The 19372-nt window shown below is 61.5% G+C and carries 13 protein-coding genes; 12 read left to right on the top strand and 1 reads right to left on the bottom strand.

The genetic code is table 11. The features are described 5' to 3' along the window. Positions 1 to 3: 3 nt before the first annotated feature. Positions 4 to 861, top strand: a complete 858-nt coding sequence (locus tag H7C18_RS01410) for a carbohydrate ABC transporter permease (protein WP_185127232.1) — start codon at positions 4 to 6, stop codon at positions 859 to 861. A gap of 26 nt (positions 862 to 887) precedes the next feature. After that, complete coding sequence (locus H7C18_RS01405; protein WP_185127231.1) at positions 888 to 2903, top strand: YIP1 family protein; 2016 nt, start codon at positions 888 to 890, stop codon at positions 2901 to 2903. A 204-nt stretch (positions 2904 to 3107) separates the two neighbouring features. On the opposite strand, the gene H7C18_RS01400 is transcribed toward H7C18_RS01405, so the two are convergent. After that, positions 3108 to 3299, bottom strand: coding sequence for a hypothetical protein (locus tag H7C18_RS01400; protein WP_185127230.1), 192 nt, complete (start codon positions 3297 to 3299; stop codon positions 3108 to 3110). Between H7C18_RS01400 and H7C18_RS01395 the strand changes: the two genes are divergently transcribed. From H7C18_RS01395 to H7C18_RS01350, 10 genes are all read left to right on the top strand, one after another. Continuing rightward, complete coding sequence (locus H7C18_RS01395) at positions 3283 to 5121, top strand: DUF5696 domain-containing protein (RefSeq protein WP_185127229.1); 1839 nt, start codon at positions 3283 to 3285, stop codon at positions 5119 to 5121. The two genes, H7C18_RS01400 and H7C18_RS01395, sit on opposite strands and share 17 nt — an antisense overlap. Continuing rightward, complete coding sequence (locus H7C18_RS01390; RefSeq protein ID WP_185127228.1) at positions 5118 to 6014, top strand: carbohydrate ABC transporter permease; 897 nt, start codon at positions 5118 to 5120, stop codon at positions 6012 to 6014. Before H7C18_RS01395 ends, H7C18_RS01390 begins: the two co-directional genes overlap by 4 nt. Further along, a complete protein-coding gene (locus tag H7C18_RS01385; protein ID WP_185127227.1) occupies positions 6011 to 6997 on the top strand; it encodes a carbohydrate ABC transporter permease in 987 nt (328 codons plus the stop codon). The genes H7C18_RS01390 and H7C18_RS01385 overlap by 4 nt, the downstream gene beginning before the upstream one ends. Before the next feature lie 124 nt (positions 6998 to 7121). After that, the gene (locus H7C18_RS01380) at positions 7122 to 8522 is read left to right on the top strand and encodes an extracellular solute-binding protein (RefSeq protein WP_185127226.1); all 1401 of its coding nucleotides are present in this window, start codon (positions 7122 to 7124) and stop codon (positions 8520 to 8522) included. A 110-nt stretch (positions 8523 to 8632) separates the two neighbouring features. After that, positions 8633 to 10966, top strand: a complete 2334-nt coding sequence (locus tag H7C18_RS01375; RefSeq protein WP_420481828.1) for a glycoside hydrolase family 95 protein — start codon at positions 8633 to 8635, stop codon at positions 10964 to 10966. A 99-nt stretch (positions 10967 to 11065) separates the two neighbouring features. Then, positions 11066 to 12166 carry a Gfo/Idh/MocA family protein gene (locus H7C18_RS01370; protein WP_185127225.1) on the top strand — a complete coding sequence of 367 codons (1101 nt, stop codon included), beginning with the start codon at positions 11066 to 11068 and terminating at the stop codon, positions 12164 to 12166. Then, entirely contained in the window at positions 12163 to 15318 is a 3156-nt protein-coding gene (locus tag H7C18_RS01365; RefSeq protein WP_185127224.1) for an alpha-mannosidase, read from the top strand. Before H7C18_RS01370 ends, H7C18_RS01365 begins: the two co-directional genes overlap by 4 nt. 270 nt (positions 15319 to 15588) lie before the next feature. Next, positions 15589 to 17154, top strand: a complete 1566-nt coding sequence (locus H7C18_RS01360; RefSeq protein WP_185127223.1) for an extracellular solute-binding protein — start codon at positions 15589 to 15591, stop codon at positions 17152 to 17154. Positions 17155 to 17222: 68 nt separating this feature from the next. After that, positions 17223 to 18446 (top strand): enolase C-terminal domain-like protein, encoded by a 1224-nt coding sequence (locus H7C18_RS01355; RefSeq protein ID WP_185127222.1) that lies wholly within the window; start codon positions 17223 to 17225, stop codon positions 18444 to 18446. A gap of 34 nt (positions 18447 to 18480) precedes the next feature. After that, complete coding sequence (locus H7C18_RS01350) at positions 18481 to 19311, top strand: NAD-dependent epimerase/dehydratase family protein (RefSeq protein WP_185127221.1); 831 nt, start codon at positions 18481 to 18483, stop codon at positions 19309 to 19311. The last annotated feature ends 61 nt before the right edge of the window (positions 19312 to 19372 follow it).

The raw sequence follows: 19372 nt of genomic DNA, 5'->3' as shown, positions 1-19372 counted from the left end.
CCGATGATTCGCAAACTTCGCAGAACGTCGCCGTTTCAGGTCGGCCTGGTCACCGTTTTTACGGCGCTGGCGGCGTTCATGATCCTGCCGATCGTCTTTATCCTCAACCACGCGTTCAAGCCGCAGAACGAGCTGTTTCTGTTCCCGCCGCGGTTCTTCGTCCGGCATCCGACGTTCCGCAATTTCGAATCGCTCTTCCTGCACGCTTCGAACGCGACGGTTCCGTTCACCCGTTATCTGTTCAACAGCGTGGTCGTGGCGGCGCTGACGCTTACGCTCGTCATCGTCGTCAGCACGATGGCGGCCTACGTGCTGGCCAAGTATCAGTTCCACTTCAAGCAGCTGATCATGTCCATGATCACGCTGTCGCTCATGTTCGCGCCGGAGACGGTCTCGATTCCGCGGTATCTCATCATCAACGGAATCGGGCTAAACAACACCTATTTCGGTCACGTGCTGCCGGCTCTGGCTTCTCCGGTCGCGGTGTTCATGCTGGTCGGATTCGTCTCCCAGATCCCGAACGATCTGGTGGAAGCGGCCAAGATCGACGGCGCCAGCCACTTCGGCATTTTCCTGAGAATCGTTCTGCCGCTGTCCGTGCCCGCCATTGCGACCATCTCGATTTTTACGTTCCAAGGCGTGTGGGGAGACGTGGAGACGTCCACCTTGTTCATGCAGACCGAGACGATGCGGACGCTCGCTTTCTACGTGAACAGCCTGCTGAGCGGCCTTCAGAACAACGTGGCCGGGCAAAACCTGGCGGCCGCCGCCGGCCTGCTCATGTTTATCCCGAACCTGATCATCTTCCTGCTCTTCCAGCGGAAAGTGCTTGAGACGATGATCCATTCCGGAATCAAGTAATTCCATCAGCAAAGGAAGTCGGAACGATGAAGAAATGGATGGCACTTCTGCTTCTGGCTGCGTCGGCGTGGTTCGTCGTGCCCCAAACGACGTTCGCCCGGCTCCCGTACTCGACTTTTTATTACGACGGCAACCAGTCGACCTGGTTTCGCATTCAGCCGATTTACACGCCGGAAGAAGCGTTCTCCGCCCATTTCGAGGAGCCGGTCGATCTTTACGTGGCGCCGGACGACAGCGTTTACGTGGCCGACAAGAAGCAGGATCGGATCATCGTGCTCGGCAACGACGGCAAGCAGCTGCGGGCGATCGGCGACGAGGAAGGGAAGGGACGGCTTAGCTCGCCGGAAGGGGTATTCGTCACCCCGGGCGGCCTGGTGTATGTAGCCGATTCCGGCAATCAGCGAATCGCGGTGTTCGGCACGGACGGCAAGTTCGTGCGCGAATACAAGAAGCCGGACACCACGCTGATGGCCACCGAGCAGTTCGTGCCGATCAAGCTGGTCGTCGACCGCCGGGGCGTCATGTACATCGCGCTGAACTCTTCCTATCAGGGTCTCGTGCGCCTGAACGACAAAGGCGAATTCATGGGCTATTTCGGCGCGAACAAAGCACAGCAATCGCTTCTGACCTGGCTGAAGAAGCTTGTTCTCAACAAGGAGCAGCTGGCGAAGGAAAAAGCGAACCTGCCGCGCCCGATCGCGAATATCGCGCTGGATGAGGACGGCTTCATTTACACGGCGACGGCCGGAAGCTTCGGGGAAGGAGCGGTCCGGAAGCTGAACGCCGGAGGGGTGGACGCGTTCAAGAACAAGACGTTCGTGGACGCGCACGGCATCGTCGACGTGGCGATCGACAAGGACGGCTTCCTTTACAACATCGATCTCGACTCCGAACAGATCAACCTGTACGATCGGACCGGCCAAGCGCTGTTCGCGTTCGGCTTGGTCGACAAGGAGACGCAGCAGTCCGGCGTGCTCGGCTTTCCGACGAGCATCGGCGTCGATTCCCGCGACAGCATCTGGATCTCGGACAGCAAGACCGAGACGATCCATAAGTTCGTCCGGACCGAGTTCGGCAATAACGTCCTGAAGGCGCTCGTGCTGTATTCGGACGGCAAATACGAGGAGAGCAAGCCTTACTGGGAGCGGGTCTACGAGCTGAACGACATGTACAACGGCACGTTCGAAGGGCTGGGCAAAGTCTACCTGCACGAGGGAGACAACCATAACGCGCTGACGTTCATGAAGACGGCGTTCGATACGGAAGGGTATTCCAAGGCGTTCTGGCAGATCCGGCTGGATTGGATGCAGAGCCATTTTATCGCCCTGATCGCCTGGATCGTCGGAATCTTGCTGGCGCTGCGCTACGGAATCCGGGGCGTTCGCGCGCTGCTGCGCAAGCACTCGCCGCCGGCTTCCTGGAACCGGCCGCTGGCCGATCTGCGCAGCTTCTGGTACGTCATGTTCCATCCCTATGACGGATTCTACCGCTTGAAAGAAGCCCGGGTCGCACCCTGGATCGTGCTGCTGCTGCTCGCCGCGGCGGTCGGCGTCAAGCTGGCGTCGATCTACGGAACCGGCTTCCTGTTCCATCCCGTCGAGCTGTCCGAGATCAATCTGCGCAATACGCTCGGCTTGTTCGTTCTCCCGTGGATCACGTGGATTATCGCCAATTATCTCGTCTGCAGCGTGAAGGACGGAGAAGGAAAATTCCGGGAGGTCGTCCAGGGAAGCACGTACGCGCTGGCGCCGTACTTCTTCTTCTCGATCCCGACGATCGTCCTGTCCAACATCGTTACGCTGGACGAGAAGATCGTCATCCACACCTTGAATACGGTCATGATGCTGTGGATGGCGGCGATGTTCTTCGTCATGACGCAGGTCATTCACAACTTCGACTTCGTCGAAACGATCAAAAATTCGGCCATTACCGTGCTGACAATCGGCATGATCTGGCTGTTCGGGTTCATCACCTTCGGGTTGTCCTACAACCTGTACGACTTTTTCTATCAGCTTTACAAAGAGGTGAGTTTCTATCATTAACTTCCTTAGACGACTATCCCTTCGAGTAAAGCTGATAGCGGCCGCCATCGTCGTCGTTGCCGTCCTGCTGGCCGTCTTCCTTGCCCGCGACGATACGCCGTCCGCCGCGGAGGCGTTCGCCGATGCCGGCATCGACGCGCAGGAGCCGGCGCACGCCCCGCTGTACGACGGCAGCCCCTGGAAGCCGGCGGCCGGCAGCGACGGTTACGCGCTGGCTGCGGACAACGGGAAGTATGAGCTGTACGTCCGGCCGGACAACACGCAGATCGCCGTCGTCGACAAGTCGACCGGATACCGGTGGACCAGCAATCCGGACGACGGCCGACTCGCCAAGGAGACGGTCAAAGGCCAGCTGCTGTCGAACCTGAAGTCGACGTTCGTGCTGACGTACGTCAAAGCGCAAGGAACGAACCAGACGATCCGGGAAGAAGCGAACGCCCAGACGCCCGGCATGCAAGCCGTCATGACGAAGACGGACGCGGGGCTCCAGATCGCGTACACGTTCCCGCAGCAGAAGCTCGGCTTCGCCATTCAATACGAGCTGACCGACAAGGGATTGAAGGCGAGAGTGCCGGCGGACGGCATCCGGGAGGACGGAGACTACGTCTTTTTCACGCTCGACGTGCTGCCGTATTTCGGGGCCGCTTCGGCGGACGAGGACGGTTATCTGTTCGTTCCCGACGGCCCGGGCGGCCTGATCCGGTTCGACGCCGAGCATGCCGCCGTATCCCGCGGCTACATTCATCAAGTCTACGGGACGGAAGTATCGAACACGGCCAACTGGATGCGCTCCGGGGAACGAAGGGAAGACATCGCGTACCCCGTGTTCGGTCTGAAAAAAGGCGATCACGCGTTCGTCGCCATCCTGACGGAAGGGGACGACTCCGCGAACGTCGCCGCCATGCCGCCCGGCATCAAGTCGTCGTTCTTCAACGTCTATTCGAGCCAAATTTACCGCGAGGAGTATTTGTACCAGATGAGCCGGCTCGCCGCTCCGGTCAAAGCGATCCAGGAGCAGCGGCTGGACCGGGACCGCGAAGTGGAGTACCGGTTCCTCAGCGGGAGCGATGCCGGCTACATCGGCATGGCGAACGCATACCGCGACTATCTGACGGAGAACGGTCAGCTTAAAGACCCGATGCAGCCCGTCGATCACGTACCGCTCTATCTGAAGATCGAGGGAGGGGCTTACGAGATCGCCTACGGACGGGTCAAATACGTAGCCGCCACCACGTTCGAGCAGGCGGGCGACATCGTGGACCGGCTGCGAAGCGAAGGGGTCGCGAGCTCGAAGGTCATCTATTACGGCTGGCAGAACAAGGGCGACTACAACGTGGAGAACCGCTTTCCGATCGAATCGGCGCTCGGCGGAACGTCGGCCGCCAAGTCGTTCGTCTCCAAGATGAAGCAGGAAGGAACGGACGTCGTCTTCCAGGACGACTTCACCTGGATCGACAGCCACTCCGGCACGTCCGGGAAAAATTACGCCGTGCGGGCGATCGACGGCACCGCATTCGTCGACGACGGCTGGTTCCTGGCGAAGCCGATGCTGTCGGTCGCGGACGCCGTCGGCACGATCGATAAGCTGAAGGAGATCGGGGTATCCGGCATCCATTACAACGGATTCGGCGAGATGCTGTTCAACGATTACGAGCCGTCCGGCATCCAGACGAGAGCTTATACGAAGGAAGTATACGACGGCCTTCTGGATTACACGAGGAAGGAGCTCGGATCGGCGAGCGTATACCGGGGCAACGCCTACACGATCGGCCAGACGGACTACATCGATCAGTTCCCGTACGATTCGAGCCACGATTTCATGATCGACGAGACCGTCCCGTTCTACCCGATCGTCCTGCACGGATACGTTCCGTATTCGTTCGAGGAAGGGAACCTGCGGGACGACGCGGAGACGGAATTCCTGAAGGCGATCGAGTACGGCGCCATGCCGTCGTTCTTCGTCACGCACGACGATTCGCGCAAGCTGAAGAATACGGATGCGAACGACCTGTACAGCAGCCGGTTCGACAAGTGGGACAGCCGGATCGTGGACGAATACAAGCAGTTCGATTCGCTCGCCTCCGTCTACTCGGAGAAGATCGTGGACCACAAGCAGCTGGGCGACAACCGGTTCGAGACGACCTACGAGGACGGAACGCGGGTTATCGTCGACTATGACGCCAAGACGTTCCGGGTGGAAAAAGGAGGAGGCGCATGAACAAGGTACAATCCCACAAGAAGCAAGCGCTTCTCCATAGCTCGAAGCGATACGGCACCGGCATGTTGTTCATGCTCCCCTGGATGATCGGCTTCTGCGTGTTCGTCGCCATACCGATCGGCTGGTCGATGTTCATGTCGCTGCACAAGGTGGCCGTCGTTCCGGGCGGCTTCAAATACACCTGGCTCGGCATGCAAAATTACCGGGACGCGTTCCTGAAAGACAACGTGTTCCCGATCGAGCTGATCACTTATTTTGAGCAGATGCTTCTGATGATTCCGATCATCGTCATATTCGCGCTGCTGATCTCCCTGCTGCTCAACCAACGGTTTCCGGGAAGGTTCCTGTACCGGGCGCTGTTCTTCCTCCCGGTCATCTTCGCCACCGGACAGGTGCTGTCCGAGCTGTTCACGCAAGGGGCGGGGGACATCCCGTTCCTCGATCAATACAATCTCGAGCCGATGGTCAAGGAATATGTCGGAGGGGAATTCGCCACGACCGTCATGGACGTCCTCAGCCGGGTCGTGCTCATTCTGTGGTACTCGGGCGTGCAGATCCTGATCTTCATCGCGGGCTTCCAGACGGTGTCGCCGTCGAACTACGAGGCGGTCCGGATCGACGGGGCGTCGCCGTGGGACAGCTTCTGGAAGATTACGCTGCCGGCCAGCCTGCCGTTCATCAGCCTGAACGTGCTGTACACGATCATCGACTTGTTCACTTTTCCGCTGAATCCGGTGCTCAAGCATATCAAGGACAACATGTTCAAAGTCGATACCGGCTACGGCTACGCCAGCGCGCTGGCCTGGATCTACTTCGCGTTCATCTTCGTCCTGATCGCCGTCGTGATGTGGCTGTTCAGCCGAAGCATGAAGTCGAGGGGAGGACAACGATGAATACCGATATCCGGTACGAGAAAGCGAAGCGGCGCATAAGAGGACTGATCTGGAGCCGCCAATCCCAGAAGGTCAAGCAGCTCGTCATGGGCCGCAACTTGTCGGACGGCCTGCTCGCCAAGCTGGTCATCTACATTCTGCTGTCGATCGTCGCCTACCTGTACTTGCAGCCGCTGCTGTACATGATCAGCACCATGCTCAAAAACATCAGCGACCTGCTCGATCCGACCGTCAAATGGATTCCCCGGCAGATCACCTGGGAGAACCTGAGCAAGGCGTTCGACGGCTTGCAGTATCCGGAGGCGCTCCGCAACACGGCGGCGATCGCCCTTTCCTGCTCCATCGTTCAAGTGTTCATCTGCGCGATGACCGGATACGCCCTCGCCCGGCTGGCCGTGCCGTTCAAGGGAGTCATTACGGGACTCATCATCTTGACGTTCCTCATTCCGCCCGAAGTCATCGTCATTCCGCTTTATGTCATTTTCAGCAGGCTCGGGTTATTGAATTCGATGTTCGTGTTTCTGATCCCGGCCGTCTTCGGGCAAGGGCTCAAGGGCGCGCTGTTCATTCTGATCTTTCGCCAGTTTTTCCACGCGCAGCCGATCAGCCTGGAGGAGGCCGCGAAGCTGGACGGGGCGTCGGTGTTCCGCTTGTTCTTCCGCATCATGCTGCCGCTGGCCCGGTCCGCCTGCCTTGTCGTGTTCCTGTTCTCGTTCATCTGGTATTGGAACATGTATTACGAGCCTTCGATGTTCCTCGCGAAGGGATTCACGCCGCTGTCGATCCGGCTCGACAACCTGGACAACGTGCTGAACCCGTCGCTGCTCGGGCACACGGCCGACAGCCCGGGAACGGCAAATCCGGTGACGGAAGCGACCAAGATGGCGGCCGCGTTCCTGATCATCCTTCCTCCGATCCTCGTCTTTATGTTCCTGCAGCGGTGGTTTGTCACCGGCATCGAGCGGACGGGGATCGTGGAGTAACGCAGCGCAGGCTTGCGAACTTGAGAGGAGTGATGCCCTGGCTAGAGTCCAGATCCGCATCGCAAGCAGCAAGGGGATTCGGCAAGACGCATCGACCTAAACACAGTTGGGGAGGAAAACCGAAGTGACAAAGAAACGTTCGATGATGGGAATCGTCAGTATCGCGCTTATGAGTTCCTTGGCTTTGACGGCCTGCTCCGGCGGCAACAACAACAACGCCGGCTCCTCGGCTTCCGGAAGCGCCGCACCGAGCTCCAGCCCAAGCGGCAGTCCGAGCAGCAGCGCGTCGGCGCAGGCGAGTCAGCCGGCATCGGAGGAGAAGCACGATCCCGTCACCCTGAAGTTCGTCTCCTGGAAGAACGGAACCTATGACGAGCTGTACAAGATGTTTCATGAGAAATATCCGTGGATCACGATCGAGCAAGTGCCGGTCAACGGCCAGCCGGTCATGGATGTGATCGCGGCGCAGGAAGCGGCGGGCACTCCCGCCGACGTGACCGAGATCGACACCGACCTGATCTCCTTCGACCAGAACGGACTGCTCGAAGATTTGACTCCGTATATCGAGAAAAGCCCGATCTTCCAGGAAGCGACGCTGCCCCAAGGGTTCTTCGATATGATGACGCTCAAAGGCAAGAAACTGGCCGTGCCGATGGTCGACGTGCCGATGTGGATCCTGGTAAACAAGGACTTGCTCGCCAAGCACGGCGTCGATATGCCGTCCAACGACTGGACGTACGACGACTTCCGCAACATCGCCAAGCAGGTGACCGATCCGGATGCCGGCGAGTACGGGGTAACGACGCAGCCGGAGATCCAGATGCGGCTTACCAGCGCGAAGGCGATCGCGGACGGATACGCGGCCAATCATCATTACATGAACGAGGATTTGACGCAGAGCGTAATGGCGACGCCGGACGTCATGAACGAGGTCAAATGGTTCCAGGAGCTCGTGACGAAGGACGGATCGATGCAGAGCAACGCCGCCGCAGCGGCTTCCGGCAACGTCACGACGAATTTCCTCAACGGCAAGACCGCGTTCGCGATCGGTGGCGACTGGGTGCTGCCGGACCTCAAAAACAAGGCGACGTTCAACTGGGACGTGCTGCCGTTCCCGAAGGGCAAAGTCAGCCAGCCGGGGTATTCGATCTACGGGCCGCTCGCGATGCTCGCCGGTTCGAAGCATAAAGAAGAAGCGTTCCTGTGGCTCAGCTTCCAATTCACGGTGGACGCCCAGAAGTGGAAGATCGACCAAGGCGCGAACGCATCCTTGCTCAATCCGGAGCTGACCAGCTATTACGATCAATCGCCGATGTGGCAGGGCAAGAACATCGAAGCCGTAAAGATCGCGCAGAAGAACGCCAAGATCGAGCCGGGCATCACCGTTCCGGATTGGAGCGAGTATAACTGGAACAACATTCTGAACGATATCATCTTCGGCGATCGCGATATCAACGACATCATTCCGGAGACGGAAGCATGGAACAAGAAGACGCTTGAACTTCGGTCTTCATTGGGTTTATAAGTAAGATATCCGTGAGCGGAGACTGTCCGGGGCTTCAGGGACCGGCAGTCTCTTTGCGTCGCATAGAAGACGTCGCATAAAGAATAAGGAGGACGGTTCGCGTGAAAAAAGTGAGTACGCCGGAGAACGGGCGGCAACCGCTGAAGCTGTGGTTCGATCGGCCGGCCGCCTCATGGGAAGAGGCGCTGCCGATCGGCAGCGGCAGGCTCGGCGGCATGATTTACGGCCAGCCGGAGCGGGAACGCGTCGCATTGAACGAAGACAGCTTGTGGTATGGCGGTCCGAGGGACCGCAACAACCCGGACGCGCTCGCTCATCTGGAGACGATCCGGCAGGCGCTGCTGGATGATCGGGTGCAGGAGGCGCAGCGGCTGTCGCTGCTGGCGCTGTCCGGCGTTCCGGAGACGCAGCGCCATTACGTGCCGCTCGGCGAATTGGCCTTGACGTTCGACTCGCAGGGTCAGGCGGAAGATTACCGACGCGAGCTCGATTTGACGACCGGCATCGCGAGCGTCGGCTACCGGGCGGGAGGGATCGCCTACCGCCGGGAGACGTTCGCGAGCGAGCCGGATCGGGCGATCGTTGTACGCCTCGAAGCCGACCGGCCGGGAGCCGTCGGCTTTACGGCGCGGCTGACGCGCGGGCCGAACAACCGGTATTACGACGAGATCGCGCGCTCTGGCGATCGAACCCTGATCATGAGAGGCAACGGCGGCGGCACGGGCGGCGTCGATTTTCGCTTGGTGCTGCGGGCGGAAGCCGAAGGCGGCAGCGTCCGGATCGTCGGCGAGCACCTGATCGTTCGGGACGCCGACCGGGTTACGCTGGTGCTGGCCGCCGCAACCTCGTTCCGCTTCGCCGACCCCGAGGCGGAAGCGCTGCGTGCGGCGGATGCGGCAAGCGCGCGAGGCTTCGAGGAACTGCGGCGGCGGCAGATCGGCGATGTAAGGCCGCTCATGGAGCGAGTCGAGCTTCGGCTCGGACCGGAAGAAGACGGGCTGGCCCGGCTTCCGACGGATGCCAGGCTCGAACGGGTGCGGGCCGGCGCCGAAGACCCCGGCCTCATGGCTCTCTATTACCAGTTCGGACGCTATTTGCTTGTCGCCAGCAGCCGGCCGGGCTCGCTTCCGGCCAATCTGCAAGGCATCTGGAACGACCGGATTCTTCCGCCGTGGGACAGCAAGTATACGATCAACATCAATACGCAGATGAATTACTGGCCCGCCGAATCGGGCAACCTCGCCGAATGCCACGGGCCGCTGTTCGGGCTGATCGAGCGGATGCGCGAGCCGGGGAGGAAGACCGCAAGGGCGATGTACGGCTGCGAAGGCTTCGTCGCCCACCACAACACCGACCTGTGGGCCGACACGGCGCCCCAGGACCTTTATCTGCCGTCGACCTTCTGGCCGATGGGCGCGGCCTGGCTCTGCCTTCATCTGTGGGAGCATTACGCATACGGGCTGAATCGCTCCTTCCTGGCCGACGCTTACGGAACGATGCGGGAGGCTGCGGAATTTTTCGTTCATTATTTGACGGAGCTACCGGACGGCCGGCTCGTCACCGTGCCGTCGGTGTCTCCGGAGAATACGTATGTTCTGCCCGGAGGCGAGAAAGGCATTCTGTGCGCGGGTCCGGCCATGGACAGTCAAATTTTGCGCGAGCTGTTCCGGGCCTGCATCGAAGCGGCGGGCATTCTCGGCATCGACGAGGCGTTCGCCGGGCGGCTGGCGGAGCTGCTCTCCCGGCTGCCGGAGCCGGCCGTCGGCCGCCACGGCCAGCTGCTGGAGTGGCTGGAAGATTACGAGGAAGCGGAGCCCGGCCATCGCCACATCTCCCATCTGTTCGCGCTTCATCCCGGCACGGGCTGGTCGGTTCGGACGACGCCCGAATGGACGGATGCCGCCCGGGTGACGCTGGAACGGCGGCTTGCCCATGGCGGCGGCCACACCGGCTGGAGCCGCGCCTGGATCGTCAATCTGTGGGCTCGGCTGGAGGACGGCGAGAAAGCTTACGAGAACGTTAAGGCGCTGCTGGCGCATTCCACGCTGCCGAATCTGTTCGACAACCATCCGCCTTTCCAAATCGACGGCAATTTCGGCGGAGCGGCGGGCATAGCCGAGATGCTGCTGCAGAGCCATGCCGGCGAGCTCCACCTGCTGCCGGCGCTCCCGTCGGCGTGGCGGGAAGGAGAAGTTCGCGGCCTGCGGGCAAGAGGCGGCTGCGAGGTCGACCTGCGATGGTCGGACGGCGCGCTGCTCGAAGCCCGGATACGCACGGCTGCGGACGGCGAACGGTTCGTTCGCGCGGAGGGGGAGTGGGACTTGGCGGCAGGCGGCGTTCCGGTCGATGCGGCCGTCGACGGAGAAGGCCGGATCCGCTGGGCGGCGCTTGCCGGAACGGAATACGCGCTTCGGCGCCGAACGAGCCGCGAATCCGGCCAATAATGGCTGTCTTTGTTTACGAACGCCTCATTGTCCGATGCGGGAGGCAGCGATAAGATGAAGGCGCAGGAAGCGAAACGAGTCAGCGAGGGGATTGAAACGATGGCAAAAAGCAGAGTCGGTATCGTCGGGTGCGGCAATATCAGCGGCATCTATTTCGAAAATTTGTCCCAATACCCGGAAGTGGAACTGGTCGCGGCGGCGGACATCGACATCGGCCGGGCGGAAGCCCGGGCGGAGCAGTTCGGGCTCGCCAAAGCCTATACGCCGGAACAGCTGCTCGCCGATCCGGACATCGACATCGTCGTCAACCTGACGATTCCGAAGGCGCACGCTTCGGTATGCCTGGACGCCCTGAGGGCGGGCAAGCACGTCTATGTGGAGAAGCCGCTTGCGGTGACGCGCGAGGAAGGGGCCGAGATGCTGGCCCTCGCCAAGGAGAAAGGGCTGCGCGTCGCCGGCGCGCCCGAGACGTTCCTGGGCGGCGGCATTCAGACGTGCCGGAAGCTGATCGACGACGGCGCGATCGGCACGCCGGTGGCCGTATCGGGATTTATGCTCGGCGGCGGCCACGAGAGCTGGCATCCCGATCCCGAATTTTATTACGAGGTCGGCGGCGGTCCGATGTTCGATATGGGGCCTTATTACTTGACGGCGTTCGTCACCCTGCTCGGACCGATCCGGCGCGTGACGGGGAGCGCGGTCATCACCCATCCGGAACGGACGATCGGAAGCGCCAAGAAGCGCGGCCAGAAAATCCGCGTCGAGACGCCGACCCATATCGCCGGGGTGCTCGACTTCGAGAGCGGCGTCGTCGGCACGCTGATCACGAGCTTCGACGCGCCGGCCGGCACCTCGCTGCCGAACATCGAGATTCAGGGCAGCCAAGGAACGCTGCTCGTCCCCGACCCGAACGGGTTCGGCGGCGTCGTCCGGCTGCGCCGGGCCGGCAGCCGCGAGTGGGAGGAAGTCACTCTTACGCACGGCTACACGAACAATAACCGCGGCATCGGCGTGGCCGATCTGGCGGCCGCCGTCGCCGAAGGACGGGAGCATCGCGCGCACGGGGATATGGCCTTCCATGTGCTGGAGGCGATGCACGGCTTCCACGACGCATCCGCCGCAGGCATCCATTACGAGATGAAAAGCCGATGCCGGCGTCCGGCGCCGATGCCGCCGCTGCCCGGAGGAACGAACGCATGATCAACCGCAACCACGTTCAGAAAACGCTGGGCAAGCTGAGAAAGCTGGAAGACATTTATTCCGGCCTGATCTTCGAGAAACGGGGCGAGGTGCCGGTCCGGTACTTCGAGACGCAGGAGCACCTGTACGAGGTTCCCGGTCCCGAGGCCGACTGGCGCCCGGCGGAACGAGGCCGGACATGGGGCCGTCCATGGGGTTCGGCCTGGTTCAAGGGAACGTTCGAAGTTCCGGCGGCGCTGGATGGCGGCCGAATCTACATCCAGGCGCAGACGGACGGCGTAGAGACGTTTTTCTGGGTGAACGGGAAGCCGCGAGGGATCTTCACGCATCCGAAGGACGCCGAGAACCGGGGCAACCACCGCACGCTCCTGCTGACCGAAAGAGCCCGGGCGGGCGAGGCGTACGAGCTCGCCTTCGAAGGCTACGCGGGGCATCCTTGCGTCGGCACGCAGCCCTATCAATCTCACGAGACGGGCGACGGCAGCCCGATCCGCTACGAGAGAATCTTCCAATCCATCGATATCGTCCAGTGCCGGGAGGACGTTCAAGCGTTCGTCTTCGACCTCCGCACCCTGAATCAAATGGTTCGCGCCCGATCGGTCGACGATTTCCGCAAGGCCAAAATCGAGAACGCCCTGCTGGAAGCTTTTCGTCTTCTTCCTCAATCTCCGGAAGAGGAGACGGAGGATACGTGGCGGTCCGGCGTGGCGGCCGCTTCGGCCGTCCTGAGGCCGCTGCTGGAGAGTCCGAACAGTCCGTCCGCTCCGCAGGCGGGCCTGATCGGCCACTCCCATATGGACACCGCCTGGCTGTGGACGCGCGACGAGACGATCCGCAAGTGCGCCCGCACGTACGCCAATGCGCTCAGCCTGATGGAGCAGTATCCGGAGTATACGTTCGTGCAAAGCTCGGCTTTTCACGCGGAGCTGATGCGGCGCCATTATCCGGATATTTTCGAAGGAATCAAACGGCGGACGGCCGAAGGCCGCTGGGAGCCGAACGGCGGCGTCTGGATCGAGATGGATTGCAATCTCGCGGGCGGCGAGTCGATCGTCCGCCAATTTCTGAAGGGCCAGCGCTACACGAGAGAGCATTTCGGCTATACGGCCGATACGTTCTGGCTGCCGGATACGTTCGGCTACAGCGCCGCGATCCCGCAGATCATGGCCGGAAGCGGCATTCGCTACTTCCTGACGACGAAGCTGAGCTGGAACGATACGAACCTGTTCCCGCTCGATACGTTTCGCTGGCGCGGGATGGACGGCACGACGGTGCTCACGCACTTCAATACGATCCATTGCTGGCCGGACGCCGAGACGGTTGCAAGCCGGATCTACGAGCGGGGCAACAACGGCGTTCAGCATCCGCGGGTGAACGACCGCCGGCTCATCTCTTACGGATTCGGGGACGGCGGCGGCGGTCCCCAGTACGAGATGCTGGAGATGGCCCGCCGGATCCGGGACACCGAAGGCGTTCCCCGTTCCGGGCATACGACCGTCAGCCGGTTCATGCAGGAGCTCGAAGAGACGTCCGTTCAGCTTCCGCTTTACGTCGGGGAACTGTACTTCGAGGGACACCGGGGAACGCTGACGCAGATGCACCAGATCAAGCGGAACAACCGCAAGGCGGAGATCGCGCTGCGCAGCCTCGAGCTGATCGAGGTAATGGAGCGGGTCGCAGGCGGCGGCCGGCTGTCTCCTAGCCTGAGGACGACCGAGCTGTACGAGCTGCTGCTGATCAACCAGTTCCACGACATTTTGCCGGGGACGTCGATTCCGGAGGTGCACGACCGCGCCGTTCGCGAGGTCGGGGACGTCATCCGCGAAGCCGGGAAAACGGCGGCGGAGCTGCTGTCCGCTTCGCTGCGGCCGGATTCTCGCGCGGTTACCGTCCTGAACGCGCTGAGCTGGGATCGCGCCGGAACGATCGAGCTGGATGCGGCCGCGTTCGGCGGCATGCGGCCGGCCGATCCGGCTCTAGCCGTCCAGCTCGCGGACGACGTCCTCGGGCGCAAGCGGCTGCTGATCGGCGGGGCGGCCGTTCCCGCTCTGGGAACGCTGACCATCGAGCTGGAGCCGGATACCGAAGCGCGGACAGCTCCGTCCCCGTTCCGGTTCGCCGGCGATCGCCTGGAGACGCCGTTCGCCGTCGTCCGCTTCGACGAGCACGGCTATATCGCGTCCTTCGCGGATAAGGCGTCGGGCCGGGAGCTGCGGGGCGAGGGCCATCCGCTCAACGCGCTGCTGCTGGGCGAGGATCTGCCGGGAGCTTGGGACAACTGGGACATCGACCGCGACCAAGCCGGCAAGCTGCGGCTGCAGACGGCGCTGGTCAGCCGGGAAATCGCGGCCGACGGCCCGCTGCAGTTCCGGATCCGCAGCGAATACCGCATCGGCAACGCGTCGTCGCTCAAGCAGGATATCGTCTTTCATTCCGATACCCCCCGCGTCGACTTCGAAACGGCGATCGACTGGAACGAGAAGCACCGGCTGCTCAAAGCCGGGTTCGACGTCGCCCTTCTCGCGACGTGCGCCCGGCACGAGATCCAGTTCGGCCACGTCGAGCGGCCGACGCACGACAACACCCCTTACGACCAAGGGATGTTCGAGGTATGCAACCACAAATGGACCGATCTGTCGGAGAACCGGTTCGGCGTCGCCCTGCTGAACGATTGCAAGTACGGCATCTCCGTGTCGGGGTCGGACATGAGGCTCACGCTCCATAAAGGAGGCGCGCATCCCGATCCGCGCGGCGACGAAGGGCTGCACGAAGTCGTCTACTCGCTGCTTCCGCACGAAGGAGGGTTCTCCGCCGAGACGGTCGTCCGTCCCGCATACGAGCTGAACGTGCCGGTGCTTGCCGCAAGCGGGCGCGCCCCCGGCGAGCCGCGTTCCTTTGCGGAGATCGACGCCGCGAACGTCATCGTGGAATCGGTCAAGCCGGCCGAGGAGGACGACGCTTATGTCATCCGCTTGTACGAGGCGGAGCGTTCCGCGGTCAAGGGAGCGAGGCTGCGGTTCGGCTTTGCGCCTTCGCGGGTCGTTCTGACCGACATGCTGGAGGAAGAGAAAGAGGAGGTCGATCTGAAAGGCTCGGAGATTAGGCTGGACTTCCGCGCGTTCGAGATCAAGACGGTGAAGGTTTACCGATGAGAAGGGGAACGCGGGCGCTTCGGCGCCCGCGTTCCCGAAGCCGGCGGACGACGGCCCGAAGGCATTCCGATAAAGAAAGACAAAACTGCCCCATAAAATTTAAGATTGACCTCTGGAAGCGGGAGGCCCCGGCCCTTATGATGGTTGCAGCGTCGCGCCGCCGCTGCAGACCCCTCTTCGTCGATCGTGAAAGCGCATACCACGCGAGGCTTGACAACGAGATCGGCAGCGGTATTGTGAATATATCATGGCAAGAGGGGGAGCGGAAGCATGCCCGGAAGACGGCTCGGGGTCTCTTTGGCATTCGCATTCATCATACTGTTGCAGTTGGGGCTTTCGGGTTGCAGCCGGATTCTTGTTCAGAACGGAATGAATACGGGCTTAGGCGAAGGTTCGGCTCCCGCGTCGTCGGCGCAAGGGCCCGGGGAGCCGGAAACGACGCTTACGTTTTATTTCGGCGGGGACAAGAAAGCCCTGACGGACAAGGTCTGGTCGAAAGTGAGCGATTACGTCAAGGCCAAAGGGTTGAACGTCGATTTTTCCATTCGCTTCATCCCTTGGCCCGACTACTCCGGCAAGCTGCTCGTCATGGCGGCTTCGGGGGACAAGTGGGACTTGAACTTCGATTCGGAAAACTCGTTCCAGCAAATGGCGGCGCGCGGCTCCTACATGCCTCTGAACGACCTGCTTCCGAAGGATGCGCCCCATTTGTACGAGCGCTATAAAAACGCAGGGACAACGCTCACGGCCGCGACGGTGAACGGGGAGATCGTCGGCCTTCCGTGGACCGTCAAGATGAACCAGCGGTTTTACGCCGGCTGGCGCGCCGATCTGGCGGAGAAAGCGGGCATTTACCGGTCGCCGGATTCGGTTCGGACGATCGAGGACGTCGACGAGCTGCTGCATGAGTTGAAGATGGCCTATCCGGACGCCAAGCTGACCCGGACGAACTCCCTTCCGATCTATCAGACGCGAGACGAATGGGCGGATCTCGGCTTTCACGGCCTCGGCTTCTACCTGAACGATCCGCGAATTACGGTTCGCGCGATCGAAGAGCAGCCTTTCTACCTGGAAGCGGCGAAAATGAGCAAGAGATGGTATGACGACAATATTTTGAACCGGGACGCGATGATCGACAAGGAAAGCACCGCGGTTCAATGGCGCAACGGCAAGACGCTGTTCACGCTCACTTCTCACGAATGGGCGTATGCGGCCGATCCCGGCTTCGCGGATCCGTCCTACCGGCAGCAGATGTCGCTGCTCTACCCGGACCGCAAGTTCGTCAACCGTTCGCCGATCGCCAACGTCCTGGCGATCAACCGGAATTCCGAGCACGCCGATCTCGTCCTGCGTTTCCTGGACATGGTGGAGACGGACCGGACCCTGTACGATCTCGTCATCTACGGAATCGAAGGGGAGACCTATCAATTGGACGGAGACACGGCCGCGTATCCGGATCATATGGAGTTCGCCTCCAGCAATTATATGGATTGGGAAGGGCAGTGGGCGTTCTGGAATCCGGATTTCATGCGTCCGACGCAGACGTATCCGGAAGGCTTCTGGAAGGAGGAGACCCGTTTCGCCGAGCTCCCGATGAACGTGGAATCTCCGGTGGAGGGGCTGTTCATCACCGACGGCAATGTCTCGAGCGAGCTGGAGACGCGCGATCAAGTTTATGAAGACATGGGCAAGGCGATCGAATACGGAGACGTCGACAACGTCGAACAATCGCTCGACGCCTATATCCAAAAGCAAAAAAGCAGCGGCCTGCAGAACATCATCGACGACGTGCAGTCGCAGGTCGACCGGTATCTCGCTTCCCGCCCCCGCGGCTGAAGCGTCCCGGCCGAACCGCTTCTGCCCGGCGTCCGCTTGCGGGCTCGCGGCGAGGGAGGAGAACGGACATGGCGAAGATCGCCTCTGTAAAATGCATTCGGACCCGCCACGACGGAAGCTGGACGATCGTCAAGGTGACGACCGACCAGGACGGGTTGTACGGGATCGGCTCCGCGTCGGACATCTACAATCCGGAAGCGGTCGTGCAGGTGATCGAGCAGCTGCTGGCGCCGGTCATTATCGGCCGGGACGCGGCGAACATCGAAGACTTGTGGAACACGATGAGCTTAAGCGGCTATTGGCGCAACGGCGCCGTTCTGCAGACGGCGATCGGCGGCATCGACATGGCGCTGTGGGACATCAAAGGCAAAGAGGCGGGGCTTCCCGTCTATCAGCTGCTCGGCGGCGCCAGCCGTTCCGCGGTTCCCTGCTACGGCCATGCCGGCGGCCGGGACATCGCCGAACTGACCGAGGACGTCCATCGCTTCGCGAACGAAGGCTATTCGGTCGTGCGCTGCCAGCTGGGCGGCTATGGCGGCGGCGGCTTCCGCAGGGGGAAGGATGCGAACCTGCCCGACAACGCCTGGAAAACGGATTCGGTGTTCGACGAGCACGTCTACGTGAGCGCCATTCCCCGCATGTTCGAGCAGCTGAGGACGACGTTCGGACCGGAGCTTCAGTTCACGCACGACGTCCATGAGCATCTGTCGCCGATTCTCGCGATTCAGCTGGCCAAGCGGCTGGAACCGTACGGCTTGTTTTACCTGGAAGACGCGTTGCCCCCGGAGCAGATCGGCTGGTACCGGCAATTGCGGTCGCAATGCGCGACCCCGCAGGCGGTCGGAGAATTGTTCGTGAATCCGCAAGAATGGACGGGGCTCGTGTCGGAGCGGCTGATCGACTTTATCCGCGTCCGCGTATCCAAGGCCGGCGGCATTACCGCCTGCCGCAAGCTCGCCGCATTCTGCGAGCTGTTCGGCGTTCGCACCGCCTGGCAGGAGGGCGGCGAGAACGATCCCGTGAACCAGGCGGCGGCGGTCCATCTGGACCTATCGGTATGGAATTTCGGCATTCAGGAGATCAACCACTTCCGCGACCGGGAGAAGGAGCTGTTCCCGGGCATGATCGAGCGGCGGGGCGGATATCTGTACGCGAACGACAAACCGGGTCTGGGCATCGACCTGGACGAGGAGAAAGCCGCGCTGCTGCTGGACCGGGATTGGTCGCGAACCGGCTATCACCGCCCCTACGGGCTGGACCGGAAAGCGGACGGCACGCTAGTCCGGCCTTAGCCGGAACGGAAGAAGAGACAAGGAGGAGAGAACGATGCGCATCGCCGTCACGGGCGGCAGCGGCAAGCTCGGCACTTGGGTCGTCGAGGAGCTGCTGCGTCAAGGCTATCAAGTCGTCTCGCTGGACGAGAGACGTTCCGATAAAATTCATTGCAAGCAATTGAAGGTCGATCTGTCCGATCTCGGACAGGTCGTCGGCGGATTGAGCGGAGCGGACGCCGTCCTGCATCTGGCCGCCATTCCCGCACCGCTGGGCTATCCGGATTCGTATATTTTCGCCAACAACGTATTGTCGACCTATAACGTTCTGGACGCGGCGGCCATGCTGGGCATCCGCAACGTCGTCGCCGGCTCCAGCGAGTCGGTGTTCGGGTTCGCCTGGGCTCCGAAACGGTTCGACCCCTTATATTTCCCGATCGACGAGAACCACCCGGTGCTTCCGCGGGAAATCTACGGCCTGTCCAAGGAAGTCGGGGAGAGGACCGGGGAGATGTTCGCCAGGCGGACCGGCATGCAAGTGACGTTCCTCCGTTATTCGACCATCGTAGCTCCGGCCGAATACGAACGGCTGAACGTCCGGGAGCCGGAGCGTTACAAGCATACGATGTGGAGCTATATCGACATTCGCGACGCGGTGCAGGCCAGCCTGGCGGCGCTGCGGTCGGAAGCGGGAGGCTACCATGCCTTGAACGTCACGAGCGACGACACGCTGAGCGACCGGCCGACCGAGGAGCTGCTGGACCGGTTTTATCCCGCAGTGAAGGATCGCCGGAGGACGTTCGCGGGAAGGGAAGCCGTCGTCGGCAACGCGCTGGCGAAGTCGGTTCTGGGCTGGCAGCCGGCGCATTCGTGGCAACGAGTTTAAAGAAACACTATAAAGTTTTCGATTGACCCCGTGCAATCGCAAACTGCGATCGGCTAAGATA

This window comes from Cohnella zeiphila (assembly GCF_014212055.1).
GTDB classification, from domain to species: domain Bacteria; phylum Bacillota; class Bacilli; order Paenibacillales; family Paenibacillaceae; genus Cohnella; species Cohnella zeiphila.
The sequence above is the reverse complement of the archived record's forward strand: the minus strand, read 5'-3'. Positions and strand labels throughout refer to the sequence as shown.